This window comes from Polynucleobacter antarcticus (assembly GCF_013307245.1).
Classification (GTDB): domain Bacteria; phylum Pseudomonadota; class Gammaproteobacteria; order Burkholderiales; family Burkholderiaceae; genus Polynucleobacter; species Polynucleobacter antarcticus.
This window is the reverse complement of record NZ_CP028941.1, coordinates 1,964,460-1,988,419: the sequence shown is the minus strand read 5'-3', so window position 1 is coordinate 1,988,419 and position 23,960 is coordinate 1,964,460. Positions and strand designations below refer to the sequence as shown.

22 protein-coding genes and 1 other RNA gene are annotated in these 23,960 nt (G+C 46.8%); 18 read left to right on the top strand and 5 right to left on the bottom strand.

The genetic code is table 11. The features are described from left to right. Positions 1-55 precede the first annotated feature (55 nt). From DCO16_RS10245 to rnpB, 13 genes are all read left to right on the top strand, one after another. Entirely contained in the window at positions 56-3,895 is a 3,840-nt protein-coding gene (locus tag DCO16_RS10245; protein ID WP_173943546.1) for a DUF3683 domain-containing protein, read from the top strand. Beyond that, positions 3,895-4,284 carry a gamma-butyrobetaine hydroxylase family protein gene (locus DCO16_RS10240; RefSeq protein ID WP_173943545.1) on the top strand — a complete coding sequence of 130 codons (390 nt, stop codon included), beginning with the start codon at positions 3,895-3,897 and terminating at the stop codon, positions 4,282-4,284. The genes DCO16_RS10245 and DCO16_RS10240 overlap by 1 nt, the downstream gene beginning before the upstream one ends. Then, positions 4,284-5,027: a bifunctional demethylmenaquinone methyltransferase/2-methoxy-6-polyprenyl-1,4-benzoquinol methylase UbiE gene (ubiE, locus tag DCO16_RS10235; RefSeq protein WP_173943544.1), complete on the top strand. Its 744-nt coding sequence runs from the start codon at positions 4,284-4,286 to the stop codon at positions 5,025-5,027. Before DCO16_RS10240 ends, ubiE begins: the two co-directional genes overlap by 1 nt. A 55-nt stretch (positions 5,028-5,082) precedes the next feature. Continuing rightward, entirely contained in the window at positions 5,083-6,006 is a 924-nt protein-coding gene (locus DCO16_RS10230; protein ID WP_173943543.1) for a Tim44 domain-containing protein, read from the top strand. 62 nt (positions 6,007-6,068) lie between these two features. Next, positions 6,069-6,686 carry a ubiquinone biosynthesis accessory factor UbiJ gene (locus DCO16_RS10225; RefSeq protein ID WP_254598040.1) on the top strand — a complete coding sequence of 206 codons (618 nt, stop codon included), beginning with the start codon at positions 6,069-6,071 and terminating at the stop codon, positions 6,684-6,686. A gap of 3 nt (positions 6,687-6,689) precedes the next feature. Further along, on the top strand, positions 6,690-8,285 hold the full coding sequence (ubiB, locus tag DCO16_RS10220; RefSeq protein ID WP_173943542.1) for a ubiquinone biosynthesis regulatory protein kinase UbiB: 1,596 nt from the start codon (positions 6,690-6,692) through the stop codon (positions 8,283-8,285). A 76-nt stretch (positions 8,286-8,361) separates the two neighbouring features. Beyond that, positions 8,362-9,015 carry a DUF502 domain-containing protein gene (locus DCO16_RS10215; protein WP_173943541.1) on the top strand — a complete coding sequence of 218 codons (654 nt, stop codon included), beginning with the start codon at positions 8,362-8,364 and terminating at the stop codon, positions 9,013-9,015. 16 nt (positions 9,016-9,031) lie between these two features. After that, complete coding sequence (gene aspS / locus DCO16_RS10210) at positions 9,032-10,831, top strand: aspartate--tRNA ligase (RefSeq protein WP_173943540.1); 1,800 nt, start codon at positions 9,032-9,034, stop codon at positions 10,829-10,831. A gap of 22 nt (positions 10,832-10,853) precedes the next feature. Beyond that, positions 10,854-11,324 (top strand): dihydroneopterin triphosphate diphosphatase, encoded by a 471-nt coding sequence (gene nudB, locus DCO16_RS10205; RefSeq protein ID WP_173943539.1) that lies wholly within the window; start codon positions 10,854-10,856, stop codon positions 11,322-11,324. After that, the gene (locus DCO16_RS10200) at positions 11,321-13,144 is read left to right on the top strand and encodes an ABCB family ABC transporter ATP-binding protein/permease (protein WP_173943538.1); all 1,824 of its coding nucleotides are present in this window, start codon (positions 11,321-11,323) and stop codon (positions 13,142-13,144) included. The genes nudB and DCO16_RS10200 overlap by 4 nt, the downstream gene beginning before the upstream one ends. Positions 13,145-13,153: 9 nt before the next feature. Next, a complete protein-coding gene (locus DCO16_RS10195; RefSeq protein WP_173943537.1) occupies positions 13,154-14,479 on the top strand; it encodes a glycerate kinase type-2 family protein in 1,326 nt (441 codons plus the stop codon). Positions 14,480-14,491: 12 nt separating this feature from the next. After that, positions 14,492-15,559, top strand: a complete 1,068-nt coding sequence (gene pyrC / locus DCO16_RS10190) for a dihydroorotase (protein WP_173943536.1) — start codon at positions 14,492-14,494, stop codon at positions 15,557-15,559. A gap of 46 nt (positions 15,560-15,605) precedes the next feature. Then, positions 15,606-15,912: RNase P RNA component class A (gene rnpB / locus DCO16_RS10185), an RNA gene on the top strand. On the opposite strand, the gene DCO16_RS10180 is transcribed toward rnpB, so the two are convergent. After that, positions 15,913-16,335: an OsmC family protein gene (locus DCO16_RS10180; RefSeq protein WP_173943535.1), complete on the bottom strand. Its 423-nt coding sequence runs from the start codon at positions 16,333-16,335 to the stop codon at positions 15,913-15,915. It abuts the RNA gene before it with no gap. Positions 16,336-16,736: 401 nt separating this feature from the next. Here DCO16_RS10180 and rplM point away from each other — a divergent pair, with 401 nt between their 5' ends. From rplM to erpA, 4 genes are all read left to right on the top strand, one after another. After that, a complete protein-coding gene (gene rplM, locus DCO16_RS10175) occupies positions 16,737-17,165 on the top strand; it encodes a 50S ribosomal protein L13 (RefSeq protein ID WP_015422034.1) in 429 nt (142 codons plus the stop codon). A gap of 9 nt (positions 17,166-17,174) precedes the next feature. Then, positions 17,175-17,576 (top strand): 30S ribosomal protein S9, encoded by a 402-nt coding sequence (gene rpsI, locus DCO16_RS10170; protein WP_072582726.1) that lies wholly within the window; start codon positions 17,175-17,177, stop codon positions 17,574-17,576. A gap of 110 nt (positions 17,577-17,686) precedes the next feature. Then, positions 17,687-18,745: an N-acetyl-gamma-glutamyl-phosphate reductase gene (argC, locus tag DCO16_RS10165; protein ID WP_173943534.1), complete on the top strand. Its 1,059-nt coding sequence runs from the start codon at positions 17,687-17,689 to the stop codon at positions 18,743-18,745. A gap of 71 nt (positions 18,746-18,816) precedes the next feature. Continuing rightward, entirely contained in the window at positions 18,817-19,203 is a 387-nt protein-coding gene (gene erpA / locus DCO16_RS10160) for an iron-sulfur cluster insertion protein ErpA (RefSeq protein ID WP_173943533.1), read from the top strand. Between the two features lie 30 nt (positions 19,204-19,233). On the opposite strand, the gene DCO16_RS10155 is transcribed toward erpA, so the two are convergent. After that, positions 19,234-20,364 (bottom strand): anhydro-N-acetylmuramic acid kinase, encoded by a 1,131-nt coding sequence (locus DCO16_RS10155; RefSeq protein WP_173943532.1) that lies wholly within the window; start codon positions 20,362-20,364, stop codon positions 19,234-19,236. Between the two features lie 88 nt (positions 20,365-20,452). Between DCO16_RS10155 and tyrS the strand changes: the two genes are divergently transcribed. After that, on the top strand, positions 20,453-21,685 hold the full coding sequence (tyrS, locus tag DCO16_RS10150; protein WP_173943531.1) for a tyrosine--tRNA ligase: 1,233 nt from the start codon (positions 20,453-20,455) through the stop codon (positions 21,683-21,685). Positions 21,686-21,699: 14 nt separating this feature from the next. Here tyrS and ruvB read toward each other — a convergent pair whose 3' ends face one another. From ruvB to ruvC, 3 genes are read right to left on the bottom strand one after another with little or no spacing between them, the layout of a single operon-like run. Further along, positions 21,700-22,773, bottom strand: coding sequence for a Holliday junction branch migration DNA helicase RuvB (gene ruvB / locus DCO16_RS10145; protein ID WP_173943530.1), 1,074 nt, complete (start codon positions 22,771-22,773; stop codon positions 21,700-21,702). Positions 22,774-22,809: 36 nt separating this feature from the next. Further along, positions 22,810-23,391, bottom strand: coding sequence for a Holliday junction branch migration protein RuvA (ruvA, locus tag DCO16_RS10140; RefSeq protein WP_173943529.1), 582 nt, complete (start codon positions 23,389-23,391; stop codon positions 22,810-22,812). Between the two features lie 25 nt (positions 23,392-23,416). Continuing rightward, a complete protein-coding gene (gene ruvC, locus DCO16_RS10135; protein ID WP_173943528.1) occupies positions 23,417-23,935 on the bottom strand; it encodes a crossover junction endodeoxyribonuclease RuvC in 519 nt (172 codons plus the stop codon). Between the last annotated feature and the right edge of the window lie 25 nt (positions 23,936-23,960).

The following is a 23,960-nucleotide window of genomic DNA, read 5'->3' as shown; positions in this document are numbered from 1 at the left end:
TCCTGCGAATATCAAGTTCCCTCTATTAAAATGTTTGTTTAGACGATATGACCCCATGAACGCTCCATTAGCTTTAACTCAGTTGTTGGATCCCGAGGCTGGTTCGCACCGCCTCCGTGAGATTCCTTACAACTACACGTCCTTTTCTGACCGTGAAATTGTGATTCGCCTTCTAGGTGAGGAGTCTTGGCGTGTGCTCAATAACTTACGCGGTGTTCGTCGTACTGGACGTTCTGCGCGGATGTTGTTTGAGGTGTTGGGTGATATTTGGGTAGTACAGCGCAACCCTTTTCTTCAAGACGATTTATTAGATAACGCAAATCGCCGTCAATTATTGATTGATGCTCTATGGCATCGCCTTGGTGAAGTGAACAAGCGATCGAATGGTGAGTCAGTCGAACAGGTTCAGGTTTTATTAAAAGCGGCTCACCGTGCCGTAGAAAATTTTGAACAAGGTTTTAAAGAAGTTTCAGAAACACGTAAGCGTGCTTTGAAGCAGCTTGGTCGCCATACCGCTACGGACAATATTTGTTTTGATGGTGTGTCTCGCGCTGCGCATGTTACTGACGCAACCGATTGGCGGGTGGAGTTTCCACTCGTGGTGTTAAAGCCAGATTACGAATCTGAAATCCCAGGTTTAGTGAAGGCTTGTATTAAATTGGGCCTGACAATTATTCCGCGTGGAGGCGGTACCGGCTATACCGGTGGGGCGATTCCACTTTACGCCATGTCAGCGGTGATTAATACTGAGAAGCTCGAGCAAATTGATGGGGTTAAGCATCAGCGCTTGCCAGGATTGGGTCATGATGTGCCGACTATCTTTACAGGGGCGGGTGTTGTTACTCGCCGCGTAGCTGAAGCTGCAGAGCATTCAGGGCTGGTATTTGCAGTAGACCCGACTTCAGCAGATGCCAGTTGTATTGGTGGCAATATCGCCATGAATGCTGGTGGCAAAAAAGCTGTTCTCTGGGGTACCGCATTAGATAATTTAGCTAGCTGGCGCATGGTCGATCCAGAGGGTAACTGGTTAGATATTGAGCGCCTCGATCACAATCTTGGAAAAATTCATGTCGTAGATCAAGTACGTTTTCAGTTAACGTGGTCTGATGGTTTGAGTGAGCCCGGTCAACGTGTTCTAAAAACGGAAATACTGGAAGTTGAAGGTAAGCGATTTCGTAAAGAAGGTTTAGGTAAGGATGTAACCGATAAGTTTTTATCGGGCTTACCCGGCGTTCAAAAAGAAGGTTGCGATGGCTTAATCACCAGTGCTACTTGGATTTTGCATCGCATGCCAAAGCACATGCGTACTGTGTGCCTAGAGTTTTTTGGTCAAGCACGTGAGGCAATTCCGAGCATTGTGGAAATTAAGGCTTATTTGGATGGCTTGAGTAAAGAGGGCGGCCCTATTTTGGCAGGTCTTGAGCATTTAGATGATCGTTATTTAAGAGCGGTAGGTTACTCCACCAAATCTAAGCGTAACAGCATGCCCAAAATGGTCTTGATTGGCGATATTGCTGGGGACGATGAAGAGGCAGTCGCTTCCGCCACGAGCGAAGTGGTGCGGATGGCCAATTTACGAGTAGGTGAAGGCTTTGTTGCAGTGAGCGCTGAGTCACGTAAAAAGTTCTGGTTAGACCGTGCCCGTACTGCCGCGATTGCGCGGCATACCAATGCTTTTAAGATCAATGAAGATGTGGTCATTCCTCTGCCACGCATGGGTGAGTACACCGATGGTATTGAGCGTATCAATATCGAACTCTCTCTTAAGAATAAGCTGCAAATACTCGATGGCCTAGAGGCCTACTTAAGTAAAGGCTCCTTGCCGCTAGGTAAGGCAAGTGAAGATTACGACATTCCAAGCGCAGAGATTTTGGGCGATCGTGTACAACAGGCACTTGATGTGATTGCTAAGGTGAGGGCGCGCTGGTCTGAGTGGTTTACGCAGATGGACAAGTACTTTCCTGAGCTACAGAGCTATACATTGCGCTCCTCTTGGAAGACAGAGGTGCGTGCTGAACTTAGAATTATTTTTGGCGGTTTAGCATTTGAGCCCATCTTGAATGAACTAGAAGCGATTCATAAAAAGATCCTACGTAAGCGGGTGTTTGTAGCGCTCCACATGCATGCGGGTGATGGTAACGTCCATACCAACATTCCAGTGAACTCTGATGATTATGAGATGTTGCAAGATGCACATCAATCAGTAGCGCGGATTATGAAATTAGCTCGTTCTTTAGATGGTGTGATTTCTGGAGAGCATGGCATTGGCATTACGAAGTTGGAGTATCTGACCGAGGAAGAGCTAAAAGATTTCCGTAGTTATAAGAATCGCGTTGATCCAGATGGGCGCTTTAACAAGGGCAAGTTAATGCCTCATGCTGACCTCAGCATGGCTTACACCCCCAGCTTTGGTTTGATGGGTCATGAGTCCATCATCATGCAGCAAAGTGATATTGGTGCGATTGCTGACAGCATTAAAGATTGCCTGCGTTGCGGAAAATGCAAACCAGTTTGTGCAACGCACGTTCCACGCGCTAACTTACTGTATAGCCCACGCGACAAAATTCTAGCTACCTCACTGCTGATTGAAGCGTTTTTGTATGAAGAGCAAACGCGTCGTGGTATTTCCATTCGGCATTGGGAAATGTTCGATGATGTCGCTGCACATTGCACCGTCTGTCATAAATGCTTGACTCCTTGCCCAGTGAAGATTGACTTTGGCGATGTCTCCATGAATATGCGTAACTTGTTGCGCAAAATGGGCCAGCAAAAGTTCAATCCAGGGACTGCTGCTTCGATGTTCTTCTTAAATGCAACTAACCCAGACACCATCAATTTGGCCCGTAAGGTCATGATTGGATGGGGTTATAAAGCCCAGCGTTTGGGTAATGATTTATTGCGTAAGTTTGCGCGTAAGCAAACTACCCAGCCACCAGCCACAGTGGGTAAGCCTGCGATAAAAGAGCAAGTGATCTTTTTTATAAATAAAAAGATGCCGGGTAATTTGCCTAAAAAAACAGCGCGTGCTTTATTAGATATTGAAGATGCGAATTACGTACCGATTATTCGTGATCCTAAAACCACCTCTGCGGATACTGAAGCGGTCTTTTATTTTCCAGGTTGTGGTTCGGAGCGTTTGTTTTCGCAGGTGGGCTTAGCAACCCAAGCTATGTTGTGGAATGTGGGTGTGCAGACCGTATTGCCGCCAGGTTATTTATGTTGCGGCTATCCACAGCGCGGTAATGGCGATTTTGATAAAGCAGAGAAAATGATTACCGATAATCGCGTTCTCTTTCATCGAGTTGCGAATACGCTTAATTACTTAGATATCAAGACGGTCGTGGTTTCTTGTGGAACTTGCTACGACCAGTTGGCTGGCTATCAGTTTGATCAGATTTTCCCTGGCTGTCGCATTATTGATATTCATGAATATCTCTTAGAGAAGGGCGTCAAACTCACCAATGTGACCGGTGTGAAATACATGTATCACGATCCCTGCCATTCGCCGATGAAGTTGCAAGATCCAATGAAGACGGTCAATGAGCTCATTACGCTAGAGGATGGCAAAGCTATTGAAAAGAATGATCGTTGCTGTGGTGAGTCTGGCACATTGGCCGTGACGCGACCTGATATCTCTACACAAGTTCGTTTCCGCAAGCAGATTGAAATGGAAAAGGCGGCCAATGCCTTACGTCAAGATGACTATGCTGGCGATGTCAAAATCTTAACTAGTTGCCCATCCTGCCTACAGGGCTTATCACGCTTTGATGCGGATAGCGCTACCACTGCAGATTACATCGTGGTGGAGATGGCACAAAAAATATTGGGTAAAGATTGGATGCAAGAGTATGTAGCAAAAGCTAACCAAGGCGGTATTGAAAGGGTATTGGTGTAATGATTCCGACAAACATCGTAGTACATCAGCAATCTAAAGTACTTGAGTTAGGTTACGAAAATGGCACCGTCTTTCGTTTGCCTTTTGAATTTCTGAGGGTAGTGTCGCCATCAGCTGAGGTGCAAGGTCATGGCCCAGGCCAAGAGACCTTGCAAACTGGCAAGCGTGAGGTTTTGATTGCTAATATTGAGCCAGTGGGCCATTACGCTATCAAGCCGTCTTTCTCAGATGGGCATGAGTCTGGTTTGTATTCTTGGGACTACTTGCAATTTTTATGTGAGAACCATGAGCCATTATGGAAAGAGCATTTAGATAAATTAGCGGCTGCCGGCCTGGACCGAGATACCCCTATGGGTGGAGCTGGCGGAAAGTCCTGCGGAACACATTAATGCGTAAAACCCATTTTGGATATGAAAGCGTTGATGAGGCTGAAAAAGCTGGCAAGGTAGCAGAGGTATTTCATTCCGTAGCTAGTAAATACGATGTGATGAATGACCTCATGTCATTTGGTTTGCATCGGGCGTGGAAGAAAGTCACTATTGCTCGAGCTCAGGTTCGTCCAGGTCAAAAGGTATTAGATATTGCCGGCGGAACAGGTGACTTAGCCGCAGCATTTGCACGTGCAGCAGATTGGGGGCACAACACCGATGCTCAAGTGTGGTTAAGTGACATTAATGCCTCGATGCTAGGTGTTGGCCGTGACCGTCTACTAGACCAAGGTTTGGCCTTACCATGCGTTCAGTTTGATGCAGAGAAAATTCCTTTTTCAGCCAATCACTTTGATGTCGTGACGGTGGCCTTCGGTTTGCGCAACATGACCCATAAGGAAGATGCCCTGCGGGAAATGTGTCGCGTGATTAAGCCAGGAGGGCGTGTATTGGTTTTAGAGTTCTCTAAGCCAGATGCTTTTTTACAGCCTGTTTACGATGCCTATTCCTTTAAGGTGCTTCCATGGCTGGGTGAGAAAATTGCCCAAGACTCTGAGAGTTATCGTTATTTAGCCGAATCGATTCGTATGCATCCAGATGCTCAAACCCTCAAGGAAATGATGTTGGATGTTGGTTTTGATGAGGTTGATACCCATAGAATGTCTGGGGGTATCGTTGCTTTGCATATTGGTATTAAATACTGATACTTAGGTAGTAATGCAGTACGTAGAATTAAAGAATAATTAGGGGATAAAAAATATGAACAAGCATTTTTTTAAAGCGACTTTTTTAAGTCTGTTTTTAGTATTTGCTTCCGTCGGACACGTGGATGCGAAGCGTTTAGGCGGTGGAAGTAGTATTGGTAAAGCACCTAGTGCGCCGATGCAGAAGCAGGCTACACCCGCAAAACCAGCACAGCAAGCACAACCTGCTGCTGCACCTCCTGCTGCTCCAGCGGCAGCCCCAAGTCGTTTCGGTGGCATGGGTGGAATTTTGGGTGGTTTAGCTGCCGGCTTAGGAATTGGATATCTTTTGTCTCATTTGGGTTTAGGTGAGGCTGCTTCTTCTATGATCACCGGTCTATTGATTGCTGTTTTGGCAGGTTTTGTCATCATGTTCGTGATCAAGAAATTGTTGCCAGCTTTATCTGGTGCAGGACGCACTCCACAAGCTGCAGCTCCTCAGGGTATGCAGCGCACTCAGTTTGATCAGCAGACGCCTAAATATGAGCCAAGCTTCACACCTGCATCTGCTGCTTTTGGTGGTGCGGGCGCCGTTGTTGCAGAGCCCTCAGGATTTCAATCTACTCTGCCGCCTGGTTTTGACCAGCCTGCATTCCTGGAAAATGCAAAACAATATTTTGTGAGTTTGCAAAAGGCGTGGGATCAAGGTGACTTAGTGGCCTTGCGTGAATTTGCTACTCCAGAGATGTTTGATACGATTCAGCAAGACCTCGCAGGCCGTGCTGATAGCGTCAATCAAACAGAAGTAGTGACGCTCAATGCCCAGCTCATCGGTATTGAGACTATTGAGAACACCTATTACTGCAGCGTGCAGTTCTCCGGCAACATCCGTGAGCAGCTTGACGCCCCAGCAAATAATTTCTCTGAAATCTGGAACTTAAGCAAGCCAGTCAGTGGTCCTGGAGGCTGGGTACTAGCGGGTATCTCTCAGTTAGTTTAAGCTAGAGCTACTTTCGACTGAAAGCCCGCACTTGTGCGGGTTTTTTTATACCAATGAATCCTGTGCCCCCCTCTTCCTTAAGTCCCCCGATTGCTGCAAGCGTGGCTTGCCAAGGGATAAATCATGTTCTACGAGCCGAGCCATGGGCTATGACGGAGTTGGCAAGGCATGCTGGTAAGGTCATTTTGCTACAGTTGCCAGTGGGTAATTTATATTTTGAATTGACGTCCGACGGGCTTTTAAGCGCCTTAAATCAAGTTGACCAACCCACCCTAGAGTTGGCAATCACAGCGGATGCTCTCAGTATGATGATCGGAGCTCCTGGAAATCTGCGCGACCAGGCGATGAAAGCGGTAAAAATTACAGGCGATGCGGATTTGGCGCAACTCGTCGGTCGACTGGCAGGGCAGGTGCGTTGGGAGTATGAGGAAGATTTGGCTCGCGTCATTGGCGATGCACCGGCACACTTTATAGTGCGTCAAGGGAAAAAGTTTATCTCCTCCAAACAATCGGCAGCCTCTGATTTACTGGAAAATGCAGTGGAGTATGTCAGTGAAGAAAAAAAGATACTGTTAAACAAACGAGATTTTATGATTCGTAAGAATGAGTTAAATGAGTTACGTGATGCAGTGGATCGCATCGATAAGCGTATTCAACTGCTAGAGCAAAAGGCTAAATAAATCGTGCGTCGACTGGCTCGTCTTTCCTTTATCTTCTTTACTGCCTGGCGTTATGGCTTACTGCTGTCCTTGCGCGACATCCTCAAGCCCGGTATTCGGCGGGCTGCACTTACGGTAATTTGTTGGACCTCGCCCGGCGAGTCCCTGCCTCGGGGTGAACGTATTCGTTTAACACTAGAGGCACTCGGCCCTATCTTCATTAAGTTCGGCCAGGTACTTTCTACACGACGTGATTTGTTACCAGAAGACATTGCCAATGAATTAGCGAAGTTGCAAGATCAGGTACCGCCTTTTTCTAATGCAGAGTCTTGTCGTTTGATTGAAAAAGCCCTGGGACAATCTATTGAAGAAGTATTTATTGAATTTGATGCCACTCCGGTAGCGAGTGCCTCGGTAGCCCAGGTTCACTTCGGCCTTTTGCGAGCTACTGAAAAACATCCTGAGTGGGAAGGGCGCGCAGTAGCAGTCAAAGTATTACGTCCAGGAATCCTGCCTATTATTGATGGTGATCTTGCGCTGTTATATGACCTAGCAAAAATTATTGAACGTAGCTCGGATGATGGCCGGCGCTTAAAGCCTCGTGAAAACGTTGCAGAGTTTGATACCCATATTCATGATGAATTAGATCTCATGCGTGAGGCAGCAAACTCCAGTCAATTGAGGCGTAATTTTGCGGGCTCTCATCAGTTGATGATTCCGGAGATGTACTGGGACCTGTGTCACACCAATGTCATCGTGATGGAAAAAATGAATGGCATCTCGATTGGACGAACTGCAGATTTGCGAGCAGCGGGTGTCGATTTTAAAAAATTAGCAGCCGATGGCGTAGAAATCTTTTTCACTCAAGTATTTGAGCATGGTTTTTTTCATGCGGATATGCATCCTGGCAACATCATGATTAGTTTGGAGCCAGAGACATTCGGCCGTTTCATCTCCTTAGATTTTGGAATTGTGGGCGCATTGAGTCAGTCTGATAAAAGTTATCTTGCTTTAAATTTCTTAGCATTTTTCAATCGTGATTACCGTCGAGTTGCTGAGTTGCATCTGGAATCGGGTTGGGTACCAGCCGATACCAGAGTAGAAGAGCTTGAGGGCGCAGTACGCTCAGTGTGTGAACCGTATTTTGATCGCCCTTTAAAAGAAATTTCCTTAGGCATTGTGTTGATGCGTTTATTCCAAACCTCCCGTCGTTTTAAGGTAGAAATTCAGCCTCAACTGACCCTGCTTCAAAAGACTTTATTAAATGTAGAGGGGCTTGCCCGTCAGCTTGATCCCGATTTGGATCTATGGAAAACAGCCAAGCCTATTTTGGAAAGATGGATCAGCCAGCAATTGGGTTGGAGAGCCTTAGTGGCAGGGGTAAAGGCTGAGGCACCTGCATGGGCGCAGATCTTACCTACATTACCGCGCCTCATTGCAGAGAGCTTAGCGCAGAGTAGTGGGCAGCAAAAAGGGCAAAAACATCAAAATGCTGAATTAGAGGTCTTGAAGAGTCTTTTATTGCAAGAAAGGCGTACCCATCGCTTATTAGTGGGGATTTTGCTATTTGCAGGCGGATTTTTGGCTGGGATAGTAATAATTGGCCTAGGTCTGTATTAGCCTGTCGCCAGTCTTGGTTTAACCCGCTAAAATATCAGGTTAGTCAAAGTATCAGCACCGGCATCGTCACAGGCACATGAAAAAATACTTTATTGCAGGCATTCTCGTATGGGTCCCCATGGCCGTTACCATCTGGGTCATCACTTGGGGCCTAGGTTTGCTCGATGGCGTTTTTGGCTCTGTGATGCAAGCCATCATTGCGGTCTTCCCTAATCAGTTTGCGGGTGATCTAAAGCATTTCCGTGAAATCCCAGGTCTCGGTGTTGTGATTGTGGTCTCCGTCATTATGTTTACTGGTTTATTGGCAATTAATTTTGCAGGCCAGTGGTGGATGAAAGTATGGAATCGGATCATGAATCGTATTCCGATCGTGAGATCGATCTATTCCAGCGTGCAACAAGTCTCCTCGACTTTATTTTCTGGTAGCGGTCAAGCTTTTAGCAAGGCACTTTTGATTCGTTATCCACATGCCGATTCTTGGGCGATTGCGTTCCAAACCGGTATACCTGCTAAAGAAGTCACGACCAAATTAGGCGAAGATTACGTCAACGTTTTCTTGCCCACAACCCCAAATCCCACCTCGGGCTTTTTTATGATCGTGCCTCGTAGACTAACGATTGAGTTAGACATGAGTGTCGAAGAAGCCCTCAAACATATTGTTTCAATGGGGTCTGTGCCCCCCAAAAATATTCCTGGTTTGGCTGTAGTTCAGCCGTCACCACCTCTTTGATTTATAGGAAATTGTTATGTCGATGCGAAGCCATACCTGTGGTCAGGTTACTGAATCACTTATAGGTAAAGAAGTTACTCTCTCCGGTTGGGTGAATCGCCGTCGTGACCACGGGGGCGTGATTTTTATTGATTTGCGTGATCACCAGGGATTTGTTCAGGTTGTTTGCGATCCCGATCGCCCAGAGATGTTTGCCTTAGCCGAGCAAGTGCGTAACGAGTTTTGTATTCAGATTAAGGGTTTAGTACGCGCTCGACCTGCTGGCACTGAAAATAATGAGGTTGTGAGCGGTAAGGTAGAAATTCTTTGCCATAGCTTAGTCATCCTGAACGCATCTATTACCCCACCGTTTCAGTTGGATGATGAGAACTTATCCGAGACAACGCGTTTAACGCATCGTGTGTTGGATTTACGTCGTCCACAGATGCAAAAGAATTTACGTCTACGTTACAGCGTGGCTATGGAGTGCCGTCGTTACCTAGATGCAGCCGGCTTCATTGATATTGAGACGCCGATGTTGACGAAGAGTACCCCTGAGGGTGCTCGCGATTATTTGGTTCCCTCCCGTGTGCATGATGGTCAGTTCTTTGCCTTACCGCAATCACCTCAGTTGTTTAAGCAACTATTGATGGTGGCTGGCTTTGATCGTTACTATCAAATAACGAAGTGTTTCCGTGATGAAGATTTGCGTGCTGATCGCCAGCCAGAATTTACACAGATTGACTGTGAAACCGCTTTCTTGGACGAGATAGAAATTCGGGAGCTATTTGAAAACATGATTCGTCATATTTTCAAAATAACGATGAACGTGGAGTTGCCTAATCCCTTTCCGACTATGGCTTATTCGGAAGGCATGGCCCGCTTTGGTTCAGACAAGCCTGACTTAAGAGTGAATTTTGAATTCACTGAACTCACTGACTTAATGAAAGATGTGGATTTCAAAGTCTTCTCTGGTGCTGCGAATCAAGAGGGTGGGCGTGTTGTCGGTTTATGTGTTCCTGGTGGATCAGATATTAGCCGCAGTGAGATCGATGACTACACCAAGTTTGTCGCTATTTACGGTGCCAAAGGTTTGGCATGGATTAAGGTCAACTCGCTAGCCGAGGGTCGCAATGGCTTGCAATCTCCGATCGTTAAGAATTTGCATGATGCAGCAATAGACGGCATTCTCAAGCGGACAGGCGCTAAAGATGGCGACATCATTTTCTTTGGCGCTGATAAAGAAAAAGTCGTGAATGATGCGATTGGTAATTTACGTCTCAAGATCGGACATTCTGCTTGGGGTAAAGAGCATGGCCTCTCTTCTGAAGGCTGGAAGCCTTTGTGGGTCGTTGATTTCCCAATGTTTGATTACGACGAAGGTGAAGCACGTTGGGTGGCCTGTCATCATCCGTTTACCAGTCCTAAAGACGAGCATATGCATTATTTAGAATCGGACCCTGGTAAGTGCTTAGCAAAAGCCTATGATATGGTTCTTAATGGTAGTGAGATTGGCGGCGGTTCAGTGCGTATTCATCAAGAGGCCGTGCAGAGCCAAGTATTCCGTGCCTTGAAAATCGGTGCTGAAGAAGCGCAGGCTAAGTTTGGTTTCTTGTTAGATGCCTTGCAATATGGTGCTCCTCCTCATGGTGGAGTTGCTTTTGGTTTGGACCGTATCGTGACGATGATGACCGGTGCAGAGTCTATTCGTGATGTGATTGCTTTCCCGAAAACACAGCGTGCTCAGTGCTTGCTCACACAGGCTCCTAGTCCAGTAGATGAGCGTCAATTGCGCGAGTTACATATTCGCTTACGTCAAGCGACTCCTGCTGTCTAGAGACGATGGGACTTAAAGCATCTTGAAAATTCCCATTTCAGTTTTAGTAGTCATCTATAAATTAAATGGGGAAGTCTTGTTAATCGAGCGGGCTGATAAGACAGATTTCTGGCAGTCGGTTACAGGTAGTGTAGATGCGCATGATGAGGTGTTGAGCTCGGCGGCTTCGCGAGAAGTGCTGGAGGAAACGGGGATTGATGTGACAACACTTTCCCCTGGCTCCCTACAAAATATGCATCACCACATCGAGTATGAAATTTTCCCCCAGTGGCGTCATCGCTATGCCCCTAGTGTCACCAAGAATACGGAGCATTGGTTTTCCTTAGTCGTGCCAGAAGATACACTAGTGACCCTTGCCCCAAGAGAGCATGTTGCGTACCAATGGCTGCCTTATGAAGCAGCAGCTAGCCAATGTTTTTCCCCTAGTAATAGAGATGCGATTATGCAATTGCTATCCATACAAGCAACCCAAGATTCCAAGAAAGCATTATGAGACCGACATCTGGCCACCATCATCAGGCAGAAGTTGCCAAGACTTCAAGTGGCAATGACTGGAAGGTCATTCGTGACTTACTACCATACCTACTGGAATATAAATTCAGAGTTGCTATCGCATTGAGTTGCCTCATTGCGGCTAAGGTAACGAATCTGGGCATTCCCATTCTGATGAAGGAGTTGATTGACACTCTCAATATCAAAGCAGACTCAGCCCAAGCTTTATTAGTTGTTCCTACGGTCTTAATTTTGGCCTATGGCCTTTTAAGAATCTCTGCTTCCTTATTTACTGAGTTACGTGAGTCCCTTTTTGCGCGTGTGACTCAAAATGCTGTTCGTAAAGTAGCGCTTCAAGTGTTTGAGCATCTCCATGCCTTGGCTTTAAGTTTCCATTTAGCGCGTCAAACTGGCGGTGTTAGCCGAGATATTGAGCGCGGTACTCGCGGTATTCAATCCCTGATCTCTTATTCGCTATATAGCATTCTGCCGACCTTGATCGAGTTCTGCTTGGTCTTAGGCTACCTAGCGTACGCATATGACATTTGGTTTGCTGCTATTACTTTAATTGCTTTAGTGCTCTATATCGGTTTTACAGTAGTAGTGACTGAGTGGCGTACGCACTTTCGGCGCACTATGAATGAAATGGATTCTAAGGCGAACCAGAAAGCCATAGATTCTTTATTAAACTTTGAGACGGTCAAGTACTTTGGTAACGAAGCGTTTGAGGCGAATCGTTACGATCAAAATTTAATTCGTTATCAAACTGCAGCAGTGAAATCCCAAAAATCTTTAGCGGTGCTTAATTTTGGGCAGCAAGTCATTATTGCAGTTGGTTTAGTGCTGATTTTGTGGCGCGCTACTTTGGGCGTAATTGATGGGTCGATGACTTTAGGTGACCTGGTATTGGTCAATACCTTAATGATTCAGCTCTACATCCCCTTGAATTTCTTGGGAGTGATCTATCGAGAAATTAAGCAGGCACTCACCGATATGGATCGGATGTTCTCTCTCCTAGATACTGAGAAAGAGATTGCAGATAGACCCAATGCCAAGGCCTTGCAGATTGCTAACCAAGGGCTAGGGCCTGATGTAGCTTTTGAGAATGTCTCTTTTCACTATGAAGCTAAACGTGAAATACTGCGCGACATTACTTTTAATATCCCTGCGGGAACCATTACGGCTGTGGTCGGACAAAGCGGTGCAGGTAAGAGTACTTTAGCCCGTTTATTGTTTCGTTTTTATGATGTCCAGTCAGGCAAGATCTTGATTGATGGACAAAATCTGGTGGACGTGACTCAAGCTAGCCTCCGTAAAGCAATCGGCATTGTTCCGCAAGATACGGTTTTATTTAATGACACTATTGGCTACAACATTGCTTACGGCAATCCAAGTGCATCGATTGAAGAGGTTCATGAGGCTGCCAGAGCCGCTCAGATTGATCGTTTTATCAAAAGCCTTCCTGATGGATATGAGACTCAAGTAGGCGAACGGGGTCTTAAGCTGTCCGGTGGAGAAAAGCAGCGGGTTGCCATCGCGCGTACTTTATTGAAAAAACCAGCCATGCTGATTTTTGATGAGGCTACTTCGGCTTTGGATTCCAAGACAGAGCGAGCCTTTCAGGAGGAGTTACTAGGCCTTGCTAAAAACCGGACAACGCTGATCGTTGCCCATAGACTGTCAACAATTGTGCATGCCGATCAGATTTTAGTGATGGAGCGAGGTCAGATCATTGAGAGGGGCACCCATAGCGCCCTATTGGCTGCTAATGGCCACTATGCAGAGATGTGGCAGATGCAAGAACGTGCTGATCTTGATTAGAATAGCTGTATGAGTCAACAAGAGACCATTCTTAAACAAGCATTTGCGGCTGCTGTGGCTGTCGCTGATCCAAAGAAAATTATTCCTGAGCATCTGCATAGTATTTTTCCTGTGGGGTCAGAACCTCAAGGAAGGTGTGTTGTAGTTGGTGCTGGTAAGGCTAGTGCTTCTATGGCAAGCGCTTTAGAGGCCTATGCCAATACCCATTGGCCCCAAGCGCAACTCTCGGGCCTTGTCTTAACTCGCTATGGTCATCACTCGCCCACAAAGCATATTCAGATTGTCGAAGCAGGGCATCCCGTGCCAGACCAAGCTGGGATGGATGGTGCTGTGGAGATCTATCGTCTTGTCAGTGAATTAAAGCAAGGGGAGGTGTTGATTGCTTTAATCTCAGGCGGCGGCTCTAGCCTTCTGACGCTCCCCCAGCCTGGTATCACTATTGAAGACATGCGACAAACTACCGAGGCGCTGCTCCGCTCCGGTGCTCCGATTGAAGAAATGAATATTGTCCGCAAGCACTTGTCTGCCATTCTGGGTGGCAATTTAGCCAGACTAGCGATTGCTCGCGGTGCTCGTGTAGAAGCCTTATTGATTTCTGATGTCACGGGCGACTTACCAGCGGATATTGCAAGTGGCCCCTGTGCGGCAGATTACTCTACGTATCAAGATGCTTTAGCTATCCTAGAAAAGTATCACTTAGGTGAAGAATCTATTCCTACATCTGTCTTGCAGCACTTACATCGTGGCCATGCTGGTGAGATTCCAGAGACGCTCAAGGCCAGTGATTTAAAAAATGTTCTAGTCACTAATCATGTGATCGCAACAGCGTATAAAAGTCTTGAAGCGGCAGCGGATTACGTCCGCACGAAAGGTTATGAGCCAGTTATTTTGGGCGACACTATTACAGGTGAAGCGCAAACTGTGGGTATTGAACAAGCAGTAATGGCTCGAAGATATTCCCAGGGGTTAGAGCCCGTGAAGATGCCTATTGCATTGATCTCTGGGGGAGAATGTACGGTAACGCTCCCAGCTGGAATCAAAGGACGTGGCGGTCGTTGTAGTGAATTCCTACTCTCCTTATTACATGCTTCAGGCGATATCAATAATATGGCTGCCTTAGCGGCTGATACCGATGGTATTGATGGTAGCGAGAAAAATGCAGGCGCTTGGTTTACCTCTGAGACAAGAGGTACAGCTCAAGAGCGAAGTGTATTGCCTGCACAATATCTGGAGCAACATGATTGCTATGGATTTTTTGCCCAATTAGACGCCTTAGTGGACACGGGCCCTACCTTGACCAATGTGAATGATTTTCGCATTATCTTGTTGGATTAATCCTAAATAAATATGCCCTCAAACTCAACACAGATTCCATCGATACAAATAACGCAGCCTGACGATTGGCATTTGCATATCCGCGATGGCGAGATCATGAAGGATGTATTGGCTGATACTGCGCGTCAATTTGCGCGTGCCATCATCATGCCTAACTTAAGCCCACCTGTTACTACAGTCGATTTAGCATTGGCCTACCGCACGCGTATTGAAAATACGCTCAAGGCCCTGGGCATCAGCAGCTTCACGCCTCTCATGACTTTGTATCTCACGGATAACACTTCGGCCGATGAGGCAAAAAAAGCGCAAGCAGCAGGCATAGCGGGTTTTAAGTTATATCCCGCTGGTGCTACTACAAATAGTGATTCAGGTGTGAGTGATATTAAGCACTGCTATGGTGTATTGGAAGCTATGCAGTCGGTGGGGTTGCCCTTGTTAATTCATGGAGAAGTCACCAGTGCGCACATTGATATCTTTGATCGCGAAGCCATCTTTATTGATCAAATCCTAGAGCCCTTACGTAAAGACTTTCCAGAGCTCAAGATTGTTTTCGAGCACATTACGACTAGGCAAGCGGCGCATTATGTCCGTGATGCACAGACCGGTGGAAAAAATCTGTTGGCTGCGACGATTACGCCACAGCACTTATTAATGAATCGCAATGCCATTTTTTCTGGTGGTATTCGTCCGCACAATTATTGTTTACCAGTGCTAAAGCGTGAAGAGCATCGTGTTGCTTTGCTAGAGGCAGCTATTAGTGGTAATCCTAGATTTTTCTTGGGTACGGATAGTGCGCCACATGCTAAGGGCGCTAAAGAAGCAGCATGTGGATGTGCGGGTTGCTATAGCGCTTTCAATGCCTTGGGTCTCTATGCTGAGGCATTTGAAAGTATGAATCAGTTAGATAAGTTAGAAGGTTTTGCGAGTTTCTTCGGTGCGGATTTTTATTCTTTACCGCGCAATAGTAAAAAAATTACCCTCATCAAGCAGGCTCAATCTGTTCCAACTGAGCTCCCCTTAGGTGACGCTACGATCGTTCCACTGCGTGCGGGTGGGACGATAGCTTGGTCCTTAACTTAAAGTATTTTCAGGCGTAATTTCTGTGACTGCGTTAGACTGCAGGCGCAGAGTCAATTGGGCAATCGCCGCTTCTTTATTGAAGGGGAGGAAAGTCCGGACTCCATAGGGTAGGGTGATGGCTAACGGCCATCCACGGCAACGTGAGGAATAGGGCCACAGAGACGAGCGTATTTAGTTACGGTGAAACGCGGTAACCTCCACCTGGAGCAATCCCAAGTAAGCAGACGATGAGGCGACCCGCTGAGTCTGCGGGTAGGGAGCTTGAGCCGTCAGGTAACTGCCGGCCTAGAGGAATGATTGCCCCTAGATGCAAATCTGGGCGACAGAATCCGGCTTATCGATTGACTCTGCACTTATTCTGAAGCGATATCGATGGTGTAGGTTATTTCCGCGGTTTTGACCAACATAGAGGTGGCTGAGCAGTACTTTTCGTGAGAGAGTTTGACGGCACGCTCAACTTTGGAGCGTTCTAAATCTTTGCCAGTCACCGTAAAGTGCAGATTAATCTTCGTAAAGACCTTAGGTTCCACAGCAGCTCTTTCAGCCACCAGCTTAACGTCACAGCCGCTCACTGCTTGTTTGGCGCGTTGTAGGATGACAACCACATCAAATGCCGAGCAACCCCCGGTTCCTGCCAGAATAAGCTCCATCGGCCTTGCAGCACTATTTTGACCACCGGCATCTGGTGGCCCATCCATCATGAGGCGATGACCACTCCCGGTTTCTGCTGAAAAAGCCATGCCATCAGTGCCCATCCAAGAAACTGTGCATTCCATATTAGTGACCCTTAACTTATTAAATTAATCAATATTATCAAGAGTTTATCAATTTTTTTAACAAAGAGCTTGCGTCTAAAAAGGATAAAAATGGATTTCAGTCAATTTTCTTGCATTGCACCATATTTCTATATACAATAAGTTCATTGGTCACCAGTCTTATATAAGAGATGGGTGCTCCTCCTAGTGTCTCCTCCACTTAAACATAAGTGGATTCCAACCCAGGACTCGTTCCTGGGTTTTTTTTAGGATATAATTCAAGGCTTTACTGAATTACCGACTAGTCAGCGGTAATTGTTGTACTGATGAAGTTGCCGAATCTGCGAGCCTGCAAATATAAGCAGGGCCAAGGGAGAAGTAGTTTTATCGGAGTATTTTTGACTATAACAATTTGAGAAATCATGAAAACTTTTTCTGCAAAATCCCATGAGGTAGTGCATGAATGGTTCGTGATTGACGCTACGGACAAAGTCCTCGGTCGTGTCGCCAGTGAAGTGGCACTCCGTCTACGCGGCAAGCACAAGCCTGAATACACCCCACACGTTGATACCGGCGACTTCATTGTTGTCATCAACTCTTCTAAGCTGCGTGTTACAGGCACAAAAGGCTTGAACAAAATTTATTACCGTCACAGCGGATACCCAGGTGGTATTAGCTCGACTAACTTTGACAAGATGCAAGATCGTTTTCCAGGTCGCGCCTTAGAGAAGGCTGTGAAGGGTATGTTGCCAAAAGGCCCACTCGGCTATGCCATGATCAAGAAATTGAAAGTCTATGGCGATGCCAGTCACCCGCATGCGGCTCAACAGCCCAAAGCGTTAGAGATTTAAGGAAACCACATGGCTATTAATTACGGAAATTGGAATTACGGTACGGGTCGTCGCAAGAGTTCTGTGGCACGCGTATTTATTAAATCTGGCAAAGGTGAAATTATCGTTAACGGTAAGCCTATCGATGCCTATTTTGCGCGTGAAACATCCCGCATGATTGCTCGTCAGCCTTTGGCCCTCACAGCACATCTCACAACCTTTGATATCAAAGTGAACGTGAGTGGTGGCGGTGAAACTGGTCAAGCGGGTGCAGTGCGTCACGGTGTGACTCGTGCATTGATTGATTATGACAACGCGTTGAAGCCAGCTTTGTCTAAAGCAGGTTTGGTGACTCGCGATGCTCGTGAAGTAGAGCGTAAGAAGGTTGGTCTGCACGGCGCGCGTCGTCGTAAGCAGTTCAGTAAGCGCTAATTTCTTTCAGTCGCATCAATTTGATGAAAGGGTCGCGCAAGCGGCCCTTTTTGTTTCTACAATCTGGGTATTAGCAGTAAAGTCTATCAGTCGGTATTTTGGAGAATGACATGATTAAGGTTGGCATCGTAGGTGGAACGGGATATACCGGCGTGGAGTTGTTACGTCTTTTGGCGCAGCATCCAGACGTCAAGATTGTTGCTATTACTTCGCGCACAGAAGCGGGCTTGCCAGTAGCAGAACTATTTCCGTCGTTACGGGGTCATATTGATCTGAAGTTTTCTACTCCCAATGATGCCAAGCTGACAGAATGTGATGCGGTGTTCTTTGCAACACCGCATGGCGTTGCTATGGCTCAAGCAAAAGAATTATTAGCCGCTGGAGTAAAGGTCTTAGATCTTGCAGCAGATTTCCGTTTAAAAGATGTCAAAGAATTTGCCAAATGGTATGGCATGGAGCATGGCTGCCCAGAAATTTTGGCTCAAGCTGTTTATGGTTTGCCAGAAATTAATCGTGAGGCGATTAAAAAAGCGCAGATCGTTGGCTTAGCAGGTTGCTACCCTACTTCTGTCCAGCTCGGTTTAGCTCCCTTGCTTTCACCAGCATCGACTGGTGGTAAGCAGCTGATCGATGGAAATCATATTATTTCTGATTCAAAGTCTGGCACCTCAGGTGCAGGACGTAAGGCAGAAATCGGCACCTTATTGTCAGAAGCAAGCGATAACTTTAAGGCCTATAGCGTGAAAGGCCATCGCCATCTCCCAGAAATCGTACAAGGTTTAAAGGCGATTGCAGGACATGATCAGATTGGCCTTACCTTTGTGCCGCATTTGACGCCGATGGTACGGGGTATTCATTCGACCTTGTATGTTCGCTTGACTGAGGCAGGTATGGACGTGGATTACCAAAAGCTCTATGAAACCTTCTATCAGGATGAGCCATTTGTTGATGTCATGCCTGCTGGTAGCCATCCCGAGACGCGCTCGGTAAGGGGAAGTAATGGTCTGCGAATAGCCATTCACCGCCCTGGCAATGGGGATACTTTGGTCATTTTGGTAGTTGAGGACAACCTAGTGAAGGGGGCCTCTGGCCAAGGTGTGCAGTGCATGAATTTAATGTTTGGGCTGCCTGAGACCACTGGGCTTACTCAGATTGCTTTATCTCCTTAGAAAGACCCCTCAAGCACACTTAGTATTAAAAGCCTAAAATGAATTATCGTCTTTTGACTTAGGAGCAGACCATGACCCAATTAGCCACCCAAGAAACTACGCCAGCCGTTCAAGATTTTGCTGAGCCACCTACACCATTGGTGTTCACGGATAGCGCTGCTGCTAAAGTCGCTGACTTAATCGCAGAGGAAGGCAATCCCGAACTCAAGTTGCGCGTATTCGTGCAAGGCGGCGGTTGCTCTGGTTTCCAATACGGATTTACTTTTGATGATGCTGTGAATGAAGATGACACCCTCTTTGAAAAGAATGGTGTGACCTTGTTGGTAGACTCCATGAGCTTCCAATATTTAGTTGGCGCTGAGATTGATTACAAAGAAGATATCAACGGATCACAGTTTGTGATTAAGAATCCAAACGCTAGTTCTAGTTGCGGTTGCGGATCTTCTTTTTCTGCATAAAGAAGTAGTTTAGAAGCAGCTTCAATTTCATTAAGCAGGGTAGCAAGCGCCTAGAATTCTCAGGCCCTTCGCACCCGTTACGGCCGGCAAATTTGCTGGCCGTTTTTCTTGGTGGGCCCAGGCTAGCCAAGCAAAAGCAAGTGCTTCCACCAACTGGGGGTCGATGCCTAAAGCTTCACTCGTCACAATCTCTAAGGTATTGTTAAAAAGGGTATGTGACTCGGCTTTCAATTCACGCATCAGCGCACCATTGCACGCTCCACCGCCACAAACAATCAGAGTTTGCGTCTGTGGCGCATGGCGCTCTAGTGCTTGTAATGCGCAATGCACAGTGAGATGTAAGAGGCTAGCCTGAATGTCTTCTGCATGAATATTGTCAGAGCCAACCTGTTGCTGCAACCAGTTCAAATGAAAGTCATCGCGACCTGTACTTTTAGGTGGCGCTTTACTAAAGAAGGGATCCGCTAACATTCTTGTTAGCAAGCCTTTATCCACTTGCCCTTGAGATGCCCACTTACCATCCTCATCAAATGCATGCCCTTGTTGTTCTGCAATCCAAGCATCCATCAACATATTTCCTGGGCCACAATCAAACCCTCTTACTTCGCCATCATTGGGAAGTAGTGTGAGATTGGCAATACCACCTACATTCAAGACAGCAATATTTTTGTTACAGCCAAAGAGTTGCGCATGAAAGGCCGGCACGAGAGGTGCGCCATGGCCACCTGCCGCCAGATCACGACTTCTAAAATCTGCAATCACGTCAATGTCGGTGAGTTCAGCGAGTAAGGCGGGATTGAGGGTTTGGTGGGTATAGGCAAGCTGATTTGGAAGTTCAGCCTGGTGGCGAATCGTTTGGCCATGTGCCCCAATAGCGCAAATATCACTAGGCTTGAGTTTGGACTGAGTAAGCAACTGCTGAACTGTCTCTGCGTAAGCGATGGCAAGCATATTGGCCGCTTGGTTTTCAAGATGAATCTCATTGTGGCCGGGTGTTTGAAGATCTAGTAGGGCTGTGCGCAGCTCAGGCGCAAAAGGCGAACTGATCGACCCTAATAGGGTGGTGCCCCCATTCGGATCCAGCTTTGTCAGCACGGCATCTATTCCATCCAAGCTGGTGCCGGACATCAGGCCAATATAGAGAGAATGGGGCTTATTCATCAGGTTCTGGGTTTGTTTCTCAGGAATGCGACAATTATGCTTTAGCAATTTAAATACTAATTTAACCGACTCAGATAATCTACTTCGCATGACGGCTAAACCAGAACAAAAATATCCACTTACACCCGCAGTGTTTGAGGCCCTTGAAGTCACTAAACGGGGCTGTGATGAGCTATTGCTTGAGGCTGATTGGCTTGCAAAGCTAGCCAAAAGCAGTGCCACGGGCATTCCATTGCGGATTAAGTTAGGTTTAGATCCCACCGCACCAGATATTCATTTGGGCCATACCGTGGTTCTGAATAAGCTGCGCCAGCTCCAAGATTTGGGTCATACCGTGATTTTCTTGATTGGTGATTTCACCAGCATGATTGGAGATCCTTCCGGAAGAAACGCCACACGCCCTCCCTTAACTGCCGAGGACATTGCTATTAATGCGCAAACTTACTATCGCCAAGCAAGTATGGTGCTAGATCCTGCTAAAACAGAAGTGCGTTACAACAGTGAGTGGTGTGACCCCTTAGGTGCGCGCGGCATGATTCAGTTGGCCGCTAAATACACGGTTGCGCAAATGCTAGAGCGTGATGATTTTACAAAGCGTTATCGCAGTGGCGTACCAATCTCTGTGCATGAGTTTTTATATCCGCTCATGCAAGGTTATGACTCCGTTGCTCTCAAGAGTGATCTTGAGCTAGGTGGTACAGATCAAAAATTTAATCTTTTAGTAGGCCGTGAGCTGCAACGCGAGTATGGTCAAGAGCCTCAATGTATTTTGACCATGCCTCTATTGGTAGGCCTGGATGGCGTTGAGAAGATGAGTAAGTCCAAGGGCAATTACATTGGCATCAGTGAGCCAGCTAGTGAGATGTTTGGCAAACTCATGAGTATTTCTGATGCACTCATGTGGGACTACTTCACCTTACTCTCCTTCCGCCCTATGGCTGAAATTGATCTCATGAAACAAGAAGTTGCTGCTGGCCGTAATCCGCGGGATTGCAAAGTCATGCTCGGTCAAGAAATTGTGGCACGCTTTCATTCGGAAGCTGCTGCTGATAAAGCATTAGAAGACTTTAATCATCGCGCTAAAGGGGGCATTCCAGATGATGTTCCTGAAGTGGCCTTAGAGGGCGCGCCTATGGGCATTGCAAATTTCCTGAAGGCTGCAGGTCTTACTACGTCGACCTCTGAAGCCAATCGTAATGTTGACCAAAATGGTGTGAAGATCGATGGTGTCACGATCAACGACAAAACATACAAGGTAGAGGTGGGCACTTATGTAGTGCAGGTAGGGAAGCGCCGCTTTGCTAAGGTAACGCTGACTTAAGCGCTATGTAGAAATTAGCCTTCTAGGCTAGTAGATCCTTGAGGGGGAGTTAGTCCAAAGTGCTCATAGGCTTGTCGTGTTGCGACTCGACCACGGGAGGTGCGTTGTAGGTAGCCTTGCTGAATTAAATAAGGCTCTAAGACATCTTCAATCGTATCGCGCTCCTCACCAATAGCAGCAGCTAGGTTATCAATGCCAACGGGGCCACCATCAAATTTATGCAAAATAGCTTCCAATAATTTACGGTCCATCACATCAAATCCGCTCGGATCAACATCGAGCATCTTCAGGGCAAGATCAGCGATGTCTTTGGTAATCACACCAGTACCTTTAACTTCCGCATAATCACGCACACGACGCAGTAAGCGGTTGGCAATCCGTGGCGTACCTCGGGCTCGCTTCGCAATTTCTACTGAGCCTGCAGGATCAATCTTGGCCTTGAGAAGATTGGCAGAGCGATCAATAATTTTAGTCAGTTCTTCCGTGGTGTAAAACTCCAGTCTGGCGACAATACCAAAGCGATCGCGCAATGGATTGGTGAGCATGCCAGCACGGGTGGTAGCACCAATTAAGGTGAAGGGTTTGAGGTCAATCTTGACGCTCCGCGCTGCAGGACCTTCACCGATCATGATGTCTAGGCTGTAGTCTTCTAAAGCGGGATACAAAATTTCTTCGACGATGGGTGAGAGGCGATGGATCTCATCAATAAAGAGAACATCGTTTTCATCTAAATTGGTTAATAGGGCAGCGAGATCGCCTGGCCTATCCAAAACGGGGCCGCTGGTTTGTCGGAGATTTACGCCTAACTCACGCGCAATAATATGCGCCAAGGTTGTTTTTCCGAGTCCAGGGGGCCCAAAGAGCAACACATGATCTAGCGCTTCTTGCCTTGCTCTAGTGGCGCTGATAAAAATCTCTAATTGGGCGCGTGCTTTTGTTTGGCCAACATACTCATCGAGCTGTTTTGGGCGTAAGGCTCTTTCAAAAACAGCTTCTGAATTTCCAGCTGCCCCACTGACGATACGATCAGATCCGCCCTCAGGAAGATCCTCTGGAATCGCGCTTAAGTCTTCAGTGTGTATGGCCATGCTGCAAGTGTAGTGCTTATTATTGACGACTTCGATTTAAGACTTAGAGAGGTATTTCAAACCCATTCGTATGCCATCTGAAACAGTGCTGTCAGCGGGTACATGTTTTAGTGCCAGATGTGCTTCTTTCTCTGAATATCCCAGAGCGAGTAATGCTTGCAGAATTTCACTACTGGCTTCAATAACTTGAGGTTTACCCGAGACAATACCCAAATCCGGTGCTAACTTTCCTTTGAGTTCCAGGCAAAGACGTTCTGCAGTCTTTTTACCAATACCTGGAACTTGAGTGAGTCGCCCTGATTCTTGCAGGGCAATAGCCTGGGCTAATTCATTGACACTCATACCAGAAAGTACTGCTAGCGCAGTACGTGAACCTACCCCGCTAATTTTGATTAATGCTCTAAATGCTTCGCGCTCGGTTTCAGTAGCAAAGCCAAAGAGTTGTTGCGCATCTTCGCGCACCTGGAAGTGCGTCAGAAGCGTAATTTTTTGATTCACTTCTGGCAATTGATACAAGGTACTCATTGGCACATCAATTTCATAACCTACGCCTTGGCAATCGACCAAAAGACGAGGAGGGTGAACTGAAACGAGAATTCCTTGGATGCGACCGATCATATGGAGATATTAACCTGTGATGTCTTTACTTGCTGCGTTTCTTAGGGGCTAGTGCCGCAGTCATGGCCTGCGGAAGTTGGGCATGATGGGCTGCGCAGATAGCGACGCCTAAAGCATCTGATGCATCGGTTCCCGGCGCACGGCTCAAGCGCAACAAGCGCTTCACCATTTCTTGTACTTGCGGCTTAGCTGCGCGACCTGTACCTACGATCGATTGCTTGACTCTTAAGGCGCTATATTCAGCGACAGAAAGTTTTTCAGACACTAAGGCAGCAATCACTGCGCCCCGAGCTTGACCTAGCATCAGCGTAGAGCGTGGATTCACGTTCAAAAATACCTCTTCAATGGCAGCAGCCTCAGGACGATAGGTCTCTAAAACCTCTTTAATACCTGCGTATAGAGCACCCAGTCTTTCGGGTAAGCCAATGGCAGGATCGCCACTCTCAATCGTTCCAGAGGCCACATAAGTCAGTTTCTGGCCATCTACATCAATGACACCAAAACCTGTCACGCGAAGACCTGGGTCGATTCCTATCCAGCGCATACTTTTATTTTTTTCTAGCGGTTAA